Below are 15016 nucleotides of genomic sequence, written 5' to 3'. Positions count from 1 at the left end.
GTTTTTCTCATTGTTTAATGTTTTTTAGTGTTTTAATTTCATCAATTTATTCGATAATTATCTATGATCTTAGCATCCACCCAATAAATATCATTTCTACCCATACCCGGATGTTTGTATGAGTTGATAAAATCATCCATCACTTTTTGATAAGTCAGTTTCTTGTCTGATTCATTCTTTGCTATAATATGGCTTGATGTAAAGAAAAAATACTTCCCGTCCGGATCAACCATTGGGCAAAATTCACCACCGGTCTTATTAATTTCTTCCCCCATATTTTGAGGAATACTCCATTCGCCCTCGCTATTGAATGTGATGTACAAGCCATTACCGGTAGGTCTGCCATAGGTTCTGAAAATCATATAATCTTCATTTGGTGAAATATAAATATCTCCTTCCCAATATTTATTAATCGTATCATTTAATTTTACGCTTGGTTCAAAACCACTACCATTACTCCTGGCGTAATAAATATCCCGGTTATTTCCGCCTCCTCTTCCCGATGAAAAGTATAAAGTTCCTTCCTTTGTTAAGCTGGGATAAATGTCATCCTTATCTGAATTTATATCTGATTCCAAATGTTCAGGCTTAGCCCATTCTCCATTGATATTTTCAACACGCCAAATATCCCAGTCTGTTTTGGGGATTTGTAAGCTGTCGGTGGGGCGTTTGGATACATAGTACAACCATTTCCCATCGGCTGTAATAAAAGGGTCTGCTTCGGAGTATTCACCCGAAAAATTGGCTACTTCTGGTGCTGACCATTGCTGACCATCGTATTTCATGGACATAATCACAAAATTGTTGCCTGGCATAACGACAGAGAAGAAAAACGCTGTATAGTCTGGGGAAAAACAAGCATTTAATTCTGACATTCCGGTAGATACAATATTGGGAGCAAATATTTCAGGAGAAAGCTCCGGCTCTTTTTGCCCCATATATTTACCCGTTAATTTAGGAAATTCAGCTTCTTCGTTTTCATTATCCTTTTGCTCAACATTACATCCCATTGCAATAAATAGTATTAAAATAAAAAAATGGTTTTTCATGACTTTATCTTTATTAATTTTCGTTTTTACTTATTCACCAATTGAACAGATTTTCTCATATTCTCAATTAATTATTTTCATCTTCTTTTAAAATAAAATCAACAGAAGTGTCTAAATAGTAGGGCCAGTTTTCGGGGAATCCATGACCAATTTCCGGGAAGACCACAAACCGATTCCTTATTCCGTATTGATCTAATAAATATCCTAGTTTCTTTTGTTGTTGAATGGCCCAATCATTCTCCCCGCAAAGCAGTGCTACCTTAAGTCCTCTCTCTGCCGCATTTAAAAATAATGTACTGTCTAACTCGATTGGGTATACGGCAAAAGACAAGAGCAATCCTTTGGCAGGAACGCTATTGTTGAGTCCGAGTATTAAAGAGCGATAGCCACCGGCAGAAGGCCCAGCTATGATGACTTGAGTGGTGTCGACCGCATATTTTGAAATGATCTCCTGATAAATATTTACTAATGGGGCTTCCCAATTTTCATGGTCATAAGCTTTGGAAAATGAACCCAAAAAAACATCTCCCTGGCTATAGGCTACAATAAAATCTTTTTCCAGCTTTTCTGAGATATACTTGAACTGTGAATTGGGAATGTTTCCAATCCCACCATGCATTATAAACATCAAAGGATAGGTTTCATTTTTATTATAGTCTGTTGGAAGCTGAACCATAAATTCATAAGCTTTATGCCGATTAGCCGCATCCATAAGCTCCTTATTTTTCGCCATCAATGCCTCATATCCATGAAGTTTCTCTAATTCTTTGAGATAAGGAGGAAAAGCACGATCGCCTGTTCTTGTATAATAGAACAAGCCTTCATCCTGCCCGAGTTTTAGTATTTCCAGGCATTTATCGTATTGTTTCAAACTCGCATAATGGAAGGATAATTCCCAAAATATCAGATTATTTCTAATATTCATATCCTTAAATTGATCAAGGGCCTTCGTACATAAATCTATGGATTTCAGATAGTCAGTTTCATCTACTTCTTTAAGCATTTTTGTGAAACTAAGAAATTCTTTGTCCAAAGGTTTATAAGGTCTTTCCAGAATGTTTTGTGCATGCGAATTTTGAATGCATACCAGGAGGAGTGCTGCTGTTATTAGTAAATGTATTTTCTTCATGTTGATTTAGTTCTATTTATTAATATGATCAATTCATTCTTTAGTATTTCAATATTTTATGGTTTTATTTTGAGAAACTCTAAAAACCAATAACAAGCCATATTGCAACTCAACACGGTCAAATTTGCAATGAGATTTATTGGATCTTAAGCAATTTCGACGTATATACTTCATTGTCTGTTGTATGGATTTTTACATAATAAAATCCATCGTTTAATTCGGAAACATTAATTCTCGGATGAAGCATAATTAATTTCTTAGTGTAAACGACGGTTCCTTGAGCATTCATTATTAAAACCGACTCAATTTTAGCCCCATCGTACTTTATCTCACAATAGTCTTTCGTAGGATTTGGATACAGTTTAAAATGATTTTCCATATTTGCTATTTGGTCAGTTCCAGTTGATTCATCAAAAGCTCCTTCATAAACCGAATTATATCCAATCCAAGCTCCCGGTCCATTCGAGCCTCCTATAATGTAGATTTTGTTATTTAAAGTTGTAGAGCCCATGGCAACGATTTGCATAGGTAGAGAAGTACCTTCGCTCCAGGTGTTCGATACAGGATCAAAAACATCAACATCACTTAAAGTTTCATTACCTGAAATACCGCCAGTAATGATGATCTTATTGTTGAGGAAGCCTATTCCGGGATTAAACCTGACAGAAGGTAGCGAGACAGAAGTATCCCAAGTGTTAGTAGACGGATCATACACTTCTACAGTGGATGTTTGAACCCAAACATTTCCGCCATTCTGTGTGCTTCCTCCAAAAATATAGATTTTATCATTGTAAACCATGCTTGCATAGTTGTGTTTTGGTGTAGGAATAGGAGCCATCTCTTCCCATGTATCTGTTTGTGGGTCATATACTTCATTCTTGGATGAAACTTGCGAATAGTTGACCAATAATCCACCGATAATATATATTTTACCATTTACAACGGCGGCTTTTATATGTTGCCGGGCTGTGGGCATAGGAGTGAGTGTTTGCCAGGTTTCTGTCGTAGGGTCATACATTTCATTTTTATCAAGAAAACTATCACCGCCTATGGCATAAATTTTACCATCAACTGCGGCAACGCCAAGATTATAGCGTGCTGTCGGCATATTGGGTTTTTCAATCCACTCATCCGTTGCCAAATCATATTCGAAAATCATATTTGACACAATATAATCAGTGGATCCTATATCTATTTGTCCACCGATAAAGTAAACTTTACCCTGACAACTAACAGCTGATCCACTATATATTTGGGCCGGAAGTTCAGCTTTGGGGTTCCATACAATTGCCTGAGAAAATGAACTTGTTGTTATTAATCCCCAAAATAGTGCAGCAAAAATTAATTTTGTTTTCATATAAATCGTTTTATTGATTTTTAAATTTATATCAGCTTATCAATGGCCTCACGAATTTCATTATCGGTGCTTCCTTTTCCATATCCGTAAATGACATTTCTTATGATTCGATTCTCATCAAGGATAAAGAACACAGGGAAAGAACCAATGGAATAGCTTTTCAATACTTCTTTGGTCGATAACAAAAACTTGTAGTCGAAGTGATTTCTATTCATATAGGTTTTTAATACATTCGAATTTCTGCTGGTGCACTCAATGGATACAAAATCAAAATCTTCTTTTTTATAAATGGAAGGCAGTTCTTTAAGGAATGGAATGGAAGCTTTACAAGGTCCGCAGCTCACACTGGTAAATTGGATCATCGTAATTTTACTTTTTAGATCTGTTAAAGAGAAGGGTAATTGATCTCCGGTTTGCAAAGTCCAGTCGGGGGCTTCTTTGCCAATTAGCTCACTTTTCGTCTTTCTTTTTCCTCCCAATCTATAGGGTTGGATTCGATAATCCTCAGGGAAATAGTCCGAAGCTTTAAAGTCTTTTATATCAATATTATTCAGTTTATAGTCTTTTCGAACTCTAACAGAAATATTGTGATACATTTCTCTCCTCGTTTTAAAAGGAAGGTCGTTCGTTTTGTCTATCCACATTTCATAAATAGATGTATTTTCTCCAAAAGTATAGGGTGTTATTGGCATGTGGAAAGCTTTTCCAAAGAACTCCACTTGATTTTCCTCATAAATCGTAAGTTTCAAATAAACAATATCTCCCAGATCTTTTATATCCAACGATATACTATCTTCTGTTTCAAGCGCGTATTTAAGAATGCTTTCTGTATAATTAAAAAATGGTGGTGTCAAAGTCCTGATTGGCTTGGGATTTACATTAAAACTGTCAAGCACCACTCTTTTTTCGTCCTTATACACGAGCGCTCTCATTTCACCATCATAGCAGAATTCAAGAATTGAAGTATCGGAACCATTGAGTCTTACAAACTTTGAACCTATTGTTGTATCTGATGGGTAATCATACTCTTTCACAAAGGAATAATAAGTCTCTGAAGCTACAGTATCTCCCGGTGGCCAGTTCTCAGAAACGATATTGTATGTTGCAGATTCTATTGTTTCCAGATTATTTAATACTTTTTCCAAGTAATCGTTAGAAGTGTAATTTGTAGTACAAGCATTAAAAAGTAACATCGATACTGCTAAAGCTATAATGGATCGTTTTTTCATAATCTTAATATTTACTTTCTCTAATCAATTGCAATGTATATTCAAGGGTGTACTCCCTGTCGTTTAACAAATCATCCAATGTAGGTGCACAGTAATAATCAGGGAGCACACCTTGTATAGTATCATCATTATTACAGGGCATATAAACTATTGAAAGCGCCGTTACAACGGACATATTCGTTTCAGGTAACACAAACTGGTTCTGATCGCCATTACTCAAAAGGGGTTGTCCTGATTCTTCGCCAACGATTGTGGCACTCTGATAGCATTTAGCTGCAGCGGAAAAACAGGTGCCTGCCGAATAAGACCGTGGGCCTGTCAGAATATAGGTTTTCCCGGAAAAGCGATTTTCACAATCAGAACTATGTTTAGCGTATTTCTCAATAAAATAATCATCCTGAATACTACCTTTTGGTTTTTTATCTTCAATAAATTCTTTTGTCAAGTCACTTACTTTGGTTTTTTTCATTTCCATCATATTGAATGGCTTATCTGTAAAATAAGTTATCAGGGAGTCAGCAAGATCAGTAAGCCCTCCACCAATAAGATTGTCAATGATCAAATGATTAATTTTTTTCTCAGAGATTATGGTGAAAGCAGAATCCATGAAATGCATGAAATCTTGCGGTGGAAAAAACATTCTTTTATAAATATAGGCGATGTCATCATCATAAAAGCGTAACTCAAATTTTGGTTTTGAAGCCTCCTGAAAAGCATTCCAATTAGTACCTTTTAGATGATATTTAGATTTATTTACAGTAATACTAAAATCAGAAAAAGAGCCATAAACCAAAGCCATAAAAACATGAAAACTTTCTTCGAGCTTTTTTGCTTGATAAGCCTCTTTTTCGCCAGGAATATACTTGTACAGCTTATGGATGATCGTTTCTGAAGAAATTCCATTGATCTTGTCAATAAGTGAGCCTTTAACGAGCGTTTCATTTTCAGAGAGATTTTCTTTGATGTAAAGTGCGTTGTTGTAAATAATCACTTTAAAAGGAAACAATGGACTATCTTCTTTATCGTATAATGGTCCATTATATAAAAGTGTTGTATGACCATCAATAGAAACAATGGGTTGCATTATCCTAAAAAAATCCAACTTAGACATGGGTTTGGTGATACTCTTCTTAATGCTGTCTATACTGCTTTCTAGGTTAGTTGCCTTGTAATGGACTTGAAATGTGGGATGAATATCCTTCATTTTGGAAATCAGGGTGTCAATATCTGCTTTGACTTGCCTTGGTTCAAAAAGTTGTTCAGTGTTATTTTGTCCAAAGAAAACTACCGGAATAATTAAAATCCAAAGAATAAGTGTTTTTCTCCTGTTTGTTTTAAATTTCATTTTTTTCATATTCTTATTTTTTATTATTCTTTACTTTGAGTTCATCAATTATTTCTGCGCTCACCCACATAACATCCTCATTGTATTTGGAAACAAATCGTGAAAAGAATAAATATTTGCCATCTGGTGTGACAGAAGGAAAACGTTCAGGGCGTTCAGAATTTACTTCTTCGCCCAATGAAACGGGGCTTGTCCAGTCTCCATCTACATTTCGGAAACTAATGTATATGTCGCCAGTATCATTTTTGTCTTTAGCTCGGCTGGAAGAAAATAAGAGGTAGGACTCATCGGGAGCAATAAAAGGAGTCCAATTACGTATCTCTCCCGGAATGTTTATACTACCTGGAAGCAATTCAGGCTGAGCATACTCACCATCAATTAATTCAGAACGATAAATGGCGAAATTATTCCAGTATCCTTCTGCATGGCCCAAAAAATAGAGCGTACCACTGTTTGTAAATGAATGATTATATACTGCTTTTATTTCGGGAAAACGCTTGATAAGATCCATGCATACTGGCGAACTCCAGGACTCACCTTCTTTTTCTACAAAATGGGGGCCGTCTTTTTCACCATTTTCTTCACCAAAAGGAAGGTAATAAAGCCGATAGCCATCAGGTGAAAAAACCGGACTACTGTCATATGGTGATATCTTTGGAGCTGTCCACACATTTTTTTCACGTCTCATGGTCAAGCAAAGTATTGTTTTCTGATTTGCACTATTAACTTGCCAGAATACTTCATTGCCATCAGGAGAAAATGTTGGCGATCCATGTTCAATTGTTGAGGCTATTGATACGATCCCAGGGGCAAATACCTCTGGTATGTTTCCAGGAGGAGTTTGACCGAGGTAGTCACCTTTTAGATGGGTTAATTTTTGTGAGGAATATTCCTGCAAAGCTTTCTCTTTAAGCGGCTTAAGTATTTCTGCACTTACCCAATACACATCCATAACAGTATCTGCTTCGTGACGTCTAAAAAACAGATATTTTCCATCGGGCGAAAGGGAGGGGTTGCTATGGTGAGCCGTTGCATTATTGACTTTAGCACCACAGCGATTCATATTGATAGGTATAGTCCAATTATCATCTCCTTCATTAAAACTTATATAGAGAAGCCCATCTCTAAGCGCGCGATAGGAACCAAATATAAGATAGGAACCATCAGGGGCAATAAAGGGGCTGTAGTCAAAATAGAGGGAGTTCATCAACAGTCCAAGATTCTCTGCTTGCAAAGATTGATCGGGTAGGCGGTTTATCCTCCAATTATCAATTCCGCCAAATCCTTCCGGACGCCTGGAAGAAATATAAATAACTCCATCGGCGGATTCAGTAATATTGCCCTCATAAGCATCAGAATTGATGGGGGCTGGAAGTTTTTCAGCTGCGCTCCATCCATCAGAAATACGGTTAATCATCCAAATATCACCCTCTTTATTGAAGTAGAGTTTTTGTCCATCCGCCGACAGAAGAGGATCACTAATATTCTGGTTTAATGAAAACGGAGCTTCTGTCTGTTCTGTCCATTTGTTGTTATCAAATATGCTTTGATAAATTTTGCAGGAAACTTGTCTGTCTTTTATTTCAAGTACTCCAAAGTAACACTCTTTGCCATCGGGATTGAAAACAATGTTGGATTCCAAACGATTGGACAAAGAAATAATACCAGGAGCAAAAACAACAGCTGAATCGCCAGGAGGAGGCTGATTGAAATAGTATTCCCCTAAGGTTGATTTTTCATCATTCTTAGTTGGCATATGCCAAGTTTGCAATTCTTCATTGAAAAGGATCGCTTCAGGATAATTTTGTTTTATTAATATGCTGTCGAAAATAGGTGTTGTAAAATGATAATGAATGGGAATAATGTATTTACCTCCGATACCTTTGGTCACAAACTGTCTGGAAATGGAATCACTAGTAAGGTAGAAATGTTGAATAAATGAAAGATCAATTTTTCTTTCTTGTAGCTGAAGTGATTGAAACTCTTCAAAAGTAAATTGATCAAAGTCAACATCGCCGGTATGAAAAAATGAGATTCCGTTTACAGTAATCAGGAAACCGTTGTTTATTATTCTTGAATCTGGACCATGAGGAAGGTAAAAGGCTTCTATCTTGATGTCTCCAATTACCTTACTCTCAGGTTTTTCTTTTGTTGGGTTAAATCCAATCCAACGATTGGTTGAATCAGTGAGAACATTAATCAATTGTTGAGTTGATGCAAAAACTGTTTTCGGATTGTTTTGCATATATTGCTTTACCATATCCAAATCAACATGGTCACCATGAGCATGGGTCACCAAAATTAAATCCACATCATCGAAAGGAACCTTAGCATTTATTAGCTTATCCTGAATTTTCTGAGGCAATATATAATCGCCTTCAAAACCTTTGAAAAGGGCATCGATAAGTATTTTTTTATCACCAATATTTATTAAAAACCCAGAATTTCCAACATAGCTAACATCAACCTTGTTTTGTTGAGCATAGGTTGAAACCGTAAAATAGCTCAGTATTAGAAATACTATTATTGCTGTTCTTTTCATATTTATTTTTTATTATTCAGGAGTAATTTTTAAGTTTTTAAAATATCCTTCAGAATTATTTCCCACCCAAAACCCTATCCAACCTTCTCTTCGTGAAATCAGTTGTTCGATAGTTAAAGATGGTTTCTTTGAATGGTTCACGAATACATTCACATTAGGGTATTCAATGATTATGGTCACGTGAAACCAATCTACGGGTTCTGGAACTGGAGATATGGTGTTTTCATATATTTCAGGATGCTCTCGTCTTAGTTTATACCAAGGATATTCAGGATGAGATATGTATTGGACAGCATGTGTATTTCTATCTGGGTTATTAAAATTAAATGGACGAAAATATATGGCTTCATAGGTGCTATCGTTTAAACCATGAAAAGCCAATCCCACAAAACTTTTCCCGCGCTCATCTTTTCCTTTAATATCAAGCTCAATTCTTCCATTTGTAAATAGGGGTTCTTTAATCCAATATAATCCATTTCCAGGTTTTCCATCTAAATGAACTTCATTACCAATATGAACCTCTCTATTATGCAAAACCCATAAATTGGAGTCATTAGCTTTTGATAAATGAGGGATTATCTCATTTTGTTGTGCAAATAACGATGAACCAAAGCACAATTGAATAATGACTAAAAAGAGCTTAAATGTTTTCATTTTATATTATTTTTTCAAAAGGATATTTATTTCATGTCCATTGTGTCATTAACCATATTACTTATCAATAATCTCCCCTTCATAAACCTCAGCGTAGTTATCCCAATTGGGGTTGCCACCTACTGTTCCACCTATTACATATAATTTATTCTCGATTGTGGTACATGCAAAAAACACATTTTTTATGGGTAGTGGAGTTGTTTCTATCCATTGGTCAGATTTAACTTTATAAATAAAAACCTTTTTTGAGGTGTCTTCCTTACCATCTATCAAGGTCTGCCCACCTAGAACAATGATTTCTTTGTTCACCACAACAGCAGCTGTTCCAAATAGCAGTTTTGGTAAATCATTGATATGTTTCCATTTATTTGTTTTGGTATTGTAAGTCTCAACAGTCCATACATCTCCCCAAATATCTTCTTTTGCACCTGCACCCCCTATTACATAAATGAGAGAATCAATAGTAACAACAGAAGCATTTTGCACTAAATAGGGAATTTCTGTTTTTTCTGACCATGAATCAGTTGGTACATCGTATACTTCATGTTTTTGTGTGATGTTTTTCCAAGAAGTGAGTCCTCCGGAAATGTAAATTTTATTTTCATAAACGCCACAGTTGATATGCTGACGTGCAGTGGGCATTGGGTTGAGTAGTTTCCAGCTATTGGTTTTTGGATTGTATTCTCGATTAGCATCTTGAAATTGATCCCCTCCAATGGCATAAATTTTTCCATTTACAGCTGCTAGTGCAAAATTTGTTGCGGGGGCTGGAATATCTGCCAGTTTTGTCCACTGATTCTTTTGAGGATTGAATTTGTAAAAAGACGCACTGCTTCTAGTAGTTTTGGTACATCCTGCCACAAAATAGACTTCATTGTTCAGGCTTACGGCTTCTCCGCCACTATAAGCTTCCGGTAGAGATGCTACTTCTTTCCATACAATTGTTTGAGCGAAGCATGAGCAAATAAAAAAACAAAACAATGTGATTATAGCTACTTTTTTCATCGTTTTAGTGTTAATCTATAACTAAGTAATTAGCTGATTACAGAAAGAGAACAATGGCCTTGCCATTAACTAAATACTTAGTTAATACTTTTATACTGTGTTCATATTGTTGATATAATTAAATCAATTGCTATGCCAATGACCGTAAAATACAGGATAAGAACAACATAGACCTATTCTGGAAGAGGTATACAGAAATTAGTGTAAAGATATCTTACACTGAGTGTATGTATATTTTACAGTTATCGTCCCTTAGTTAATTAATCTAACGAAGTAAGTTTAGATGAAAAGCTTTGAGTGGCAATGAGGAAGGTTACGAAACCGATTTAATAAGATTGTTCTTGAATAGATTTGGTGATGGGAGACTTAACATCTCCTGTATGTTTAGTGGTTTTGGTTTCGATGAGCATAATGGAACATTCGTCTTTAGCAATAGGCCACTACAAAGCTAAACATCAAGTGGCAGTCTATTCTTCTTGTTTCGTAAAATATAAATACTTTAAATATTGTATATAAAGCCTGTAATTATTTCTGTTAACTGGCTTTGTTATATATGAAATTTTGAATAGAAAGGTAATAATACAAGGTAATATAACTATACAAGCATATAAAGGAGTAGGATAAGCATACATTTTCATATATTCTGATATGATGATATATGCCCCAGAACTAGCGAAAACGAAGGCTATCAATACCTGGATGGTAAATTCTTTAAATAATGCATTTTATCAAAAAGCTATGAGAAACTTGAATACTCAAAGTATTTAGTTACTTAAACTCCTTCCATCTGCTACTTTTTATATGCTTTTGTGTTGAGTGCTAGGATTTAATATTATCATTCCATAAAAATTTTTTCATGAATACTTTTTCCATCTATGCTAATACTTATAAGATAAATACCTTTCGGATTGCCAGTAATATCAATTGTTGCATCTGTAATATTTTGGAAAGTATTTGATAATATTTGTTTACCTTCAATATTGGTTATTTCAACAATTGCATTTTTATATGGTTGTTCACCAAACGAAATGCTCAATATACCTTTTGTTGGATTGGGAAAAATCTGGATGTTTTGCTCAATAACATGAATGACTGAATTTGTTGGATTTAATAGCTCATCAATAAAAGCAGTGCTCACCCAATATATGTCGCTTTTATCTCCAAAATCGTTGTACCGACTGAAAAACATATACTTTCCATCAGGCGACAGCGACGGACAAGTCTCTAAATATGTAGTATTTATACTACTATCTAATTTGATTGCAGAATCCCATGTTATTCCATCGATATTTTTAAACCTAATGTAAATATCGCCGCTTGCATTATAGAGGAAAAAAGATTCGTCAGAGGATACGTAAGGATGAGTGCCGCTTGTAATTTTTTCGCCAGCCTGATAAATTCCATTAACTTTTTTTGAACAGTAGGAACTAAAATCACTTATTTTGGTGTAAAACATATTCCCTTTTTCAGAGAAACTAGACCACATAACATCATCGTCATTTACAACTGAATTTAATTTGCTTGCTTCTCCCCACTCTAATTCAGTTTTTGTCACATAAAATAATTGCTGTTTGTTCGCATCTTCTGAAGTAAAAAACAAACTATCGCCTGTCTGTGCATAAAATGCTTCATACTCCCAAATATTACTATTTCTTAGGTTTGCAACTTGTGGCGAAGACCATGTATCACCATCCTTAACAATTCTCATTAAGCCATCACCGGGCGATGAACAAGTAAAGAAAATTTCTTCTCCATCCGGTGAAACAGCTAATCCATATTCATACCTATCACTTAATGAAACAATACCAGGGGCAAAAATCTCTGGAACATCTGTTGGTGGAGTTTGGCCTAAATAATCAATCGTTATTTCTTGTGAAATCAAATTCATGGAAATTAATCCCAATGCCAGTAAACTAAAAATATTTTTTGTTCTCATTTTTTACAAGTTTGAAATTAGTACTTTGGTATAATTGATAATGAACTCAACTTTGCGCCCAAGGGCAGCTCGTCTAAAAACCCAACGAAATGCCAATATTCCGAATAAATACAAGCTCTTTTAATGGATGGTAATGAAATATTATATTTTAAGAAAAATAGGAATGTATTAGATCGTTTTTCATAGAGTAGTATTTGATGATCATTAGATCGAATAAAATAGATATGATTTCTGAGGTAGGTTTTCACTACTTCGGAACCTAATTGGTTGATAAAGTTTATGATGGCAATGATTAGAATAAAAGCAGCCAAACCGATTGCCAAACCTGGGACATTAATAAACAGCAACATGGGACTGTGCTTGAAATTCCTAATGCATATCTTTATTTGATTCATGCAGTATAATTCTTTCTATTCTTCTTTTAATATTTGAATGATATTGGTTCTGGCAGCTTTGTTTACATAATAAATCACAGCCATGGAAACCACCAAATAGGTGATGATGCCAGGCAAAATAAAAATCCAAATATTTAATGGTGTCTTATAAGCATACTGCTCTAGATATTTACTTACCACAAAATAGGAAGGTATAATGGCTATAAGAAATGCCCATAACACTTGATAAGAAAACTCTCTAAACAATGAATATTGAATAGACCGAATGGAAGCTCCATAAAGTTTTTTCAAGCCAAGCTCACGTTGTTTGCTACGAATCATAAATAGGCTCAAACCAAACAAACCTGATAAAGCAATTAAACAAATGATCAAGGTGATGATGGCAATCACATGGGTATAAAGTTTCTCCTGCTCATAAAGCTGAGATAATGTTTCATCGAAAGTTCGAACCGATAAATTTCCAACTTTTCCAGTTTCCTCACATTGCTTCTTTGCATCATCTATGATATCAGCTTGTGAATTGGGCTCATGCTTTATAGCAATTTCAGAAAGATATTTTTTTGTTCCTAGTTTAATGACTAATGCTGGAATCTCTCTATGCATAGAATGAAAATGAAAATCTTTAATAATCCCAATTACTTCCTTTCCTATTACTTTCTTTCCAAGGGGATCTGTCAAACCCAAACTTTCAACAGCGGTTTCGTTCAAGAGAACAGCATTCTTATCTGAAGTGAATTGTTTTGAAAAGTATCTGCCTTCTATGAGTTTAAAATCAAAAACCTCTAAAAAACCATGATCCACTCCCATTGCTTCAAGCAAAATTTCTTCCTCAGGTTGATCAAATCGTGGCACCATAAAACTCATAGACGAATTTGTAGGAGGACCATCCATAGCTAAAGCAGCTTTTCTTACATTTGGATTTGCAAGTATTCCATCTAGAAAAGCTTGTGTATTTCCCGATCCACGGGGAAGGTTTAATATGATAATATCATCTTTATCAAAACCCATGTCTTTCTCTTGACTATAGTTCAATTGCAGCCTAATCGCAAAAAGAATAATGAGAAGTGAAATCACAATACATAACTGAAAAATTATTAATGATTTTCGAAAAACGCTCTTCGTCGAAAGCTTTTTATACTTGACTTTCAGCACATCAACAACAAGGAGATTGGAAAGCTTATAGGAAACATATATACCCGACAAAAGCCCAATCACAATACTTAATAGTAAGAAATAAGGAAAATAACTAAAGAAATTCAGATTGACAAAATCAAGTGGAATCTTTAAAAGGGAGGTAATATCTGGAAGAAATATCTTAAACAATAAGATACTTAATGGTAAAGCCAATAGGGAAAGAATAATGGACTCCCCAAGGAATTGTTTCTTTATATCTTTGGGTTTTGCGCCCATTACCTTTCTTATTCCAATTTCCTTATTTCTGTTGATGGATAAAGCCGAATTAAGTATGATATAATTTGCTGAAGCTACAAAGATGACCAATAGTGCAAGTATTAAAAGAACATATAACACTTCAAAATCCATATAATAATCAATATAGAGTTCTTTATAAGAATGGATTTTCAATTCTATTTTTAAACCTTTTCCAGCCACTCTAGAAAGGAATCCCTCTAATTTTGAATTTAAATTATCAATATCTGCATTTGGTGATAACAGGATATAGGTAAACCAATCTCTCCTGGTCCAATTATCCATAATATCCTGCTTATCCTTTTCATCGCTATAGCGTTCGAAAAAATTAAAAGCATTTTCTTGATTCACCATATAGCTCGGACGAAAAGTAGAATTTAAAGGAGTATCCTTAAAAACAGCCTGAACGATGAAAACTAATTGGCCATTCCTAGTATTTATTTTTAATGATTCACCAACAGGATTTTTATCCCCAAAATACTTCTTCGCCATTTCTTCAGAAATAAGAATAGAGCTTTTATCTGATAATAAAACTTCCTGCCCATTTTGTGAAAGCAATGGAATTGAAAAAACATCCAATATATTTTCATCAACAGCATAGAATTCCTTTGCATTGAAAACCTCATTATTATGTTCAACTTTTACGCTCTTCAAATAACTATATTTAGTAGCAGTCTCAATCTCTGGAAATTCATCACATAAAGTTTGAGCCACTTTATAGGCAACTCGAGAACGAGACATTTGGAAGTCCGTCAAGTATGATTCCACCAGATAAATGTCGTCAATTTTTTCGTGATGCTTATTAAAGCTGAATTGAAATAGTATATAAACAAGGGCATTATATGCAATAAATAGAGCAATAGATAAACCAATCAAGTTTATAAGGGTGAAAAAACGGTTCTTCCACAAATGCTTAAATGCTGATATTATATAGTTTAGTATCATGT

At 34.8% G+C, this 15016-nt stretch carries 11 protein-coding genes; all 11 read right to left on the bottom strand.

The annotated features are described in order from the left end of the window. Nucleotides 1–41: 41 nt before the first annotated feature. The gene (locus HNS38_RS08320; protein ID WP_172281760.1) at nucleotides 42–1049 is read right to left on the bottom strand and encodes a PD40 domain-containing protein; all 1008 of its coding nucleotides are present in this window, start codon (nucleotides 1047–1049) and stop codon (nucleotides 42–44) included. 67 nt (nucleotides 1050–1116) lie between these two features. Continuing rightward, nucleotides 1117–2178 (bottom strand): alpha/beta hydrolase-fold protein, encoded by a 1062-nt coding sequence (locus HNS38_RS08315; RefSeq protein WP_172281758.1) that lies wholly within the window; start codon nucleotides 2176–2178, stop codon nucleotides 1117–1119. Between the two features lie 136 nt (nucleotides 2179–2314). Then, nucleotides 2315–3535: a T9SS C-terminal target domain-containing protein gene (locus HNS38_RS08310; protein WP_172281756.1), complete on the bottom strand. Its 1221-nt coding sequence runs from the start codon at nucleotides 3533–3535 to the stop codon at nucleotides 2315–2317. A 26-nt stretch (nucleotides 3536–3561) separates the two neighbouring features. Continuing rightward, nucleotides 3562–4764, bottom strand: a complete 1203-nt coding sequence (locus tag HNS38_RS08305; protein ID WP_172281754.1) for a redoxin family protein — start codon at nucleotides 4762–4764, stop codon at nucleotides 3562–3564. A gap of 4 nt (nucleotides 4765–4768) precedes the next feature. After that, nucleotides 4769–6118, bottom strand: coding sequence for a S41 family peptidase (locus HNS38_RS08300; RefSeq protein ID WP_172346283.1), 1350 nt, complete (start codon nucleotides 6116–6118; stop codon nucleotides 4769–4771). 4 nt (nucleotides 6119–6122) lie between these two features. Further along, nucleotides 6123–8651: an MBL fold metallo-hydrolase gene (locus tag HNS38_RS08295; protein WP_172346282.1), complete on the bottom strand. Its 2529-nt coding sequence runs from the start codon at nucleotides 8649–8651 to the stop codon at nucleotides 6123–6125. Between the two features lie 12 nt (nucleotides 8652–8663). Beyond that, a complete protein-coding gene (locus HNS38_RS08290) occupies nucleotides 8664–9305 on the bottom strand; it encodes a hypothetical protein (protein WP_172281748.1) in 642 nt (213 codons plus the stop codon). Between the two features lie 57 nt (nucleotides 9306–9362). Continuing rightward, the gene (locus tag HNS38_RS08285; RefSeq protein ID WP_172281746.1) at nucleotides 9363–10310 is read right to left on the bottom strand and encodes a kelch repeat-containing protein; all 948 of its coding nucleotides are present in this window, start codon (nucleotides 10308–10310) and stop codon (nucleotides 9363–9365) included. A gap of 835 nt (nucleotides 10311–11145) precedes the next feature. After that, on the bottom strand, nucleotides 11146–12246 hold the full coding sequence (locus HNS38_RS08280) for a T9SS type A sorting domain-containing protein (RefSeq protein ID WP_172346281.1): 1101 nt from the start codon (nucleotides 12244–12246) through the stop codon (nucleotides 11146–11148). A gap of 17 nt (nucleotides 12247–12263) precedes the next feature. Beyond that, nucleotides 12264–12596 carry a hypothetical protein gene (locus HNS38_RS08275; RefSeq protein ID WP_172281742.1) on the bottom strand — a complete coding sequence of 111 codons (333 nt, stop codon included), beginning with the start codon at nucleotides 12594–12596 and terminating at the stop codon, nucleotides 12264–12266. A 60-nt stretch (nucleotides 12597–12656) separates the two neighbouring features. Then, on the bottom strand, nucleotides 12657–15014 hold the full coding sequence (locus HNS38_RS08270; RefSeq protein ID WP_172346280.1) for an ABC transporter permease: 2358 nt from the start codon (nucleotides 15012–15014) through the stop codon (nucleotides 12657–12659). Between the last annotated feature and the right edge of the window lie 2 nt (nucleotides 15015–15016).

Source organism: Lentimicrobium sp. L6 (assembly GCF_013166655.1).
Lineage (GTDB): Bacteria > Bacteroidota > Bacteroidia > Bacteroidales > UBA12170 > UBA12170.
The sequence above is the reverse complement of the archived record's forward strand: the minus strand, read 5'-3'. Positions and strand labels throughout refer to the sequence as shown.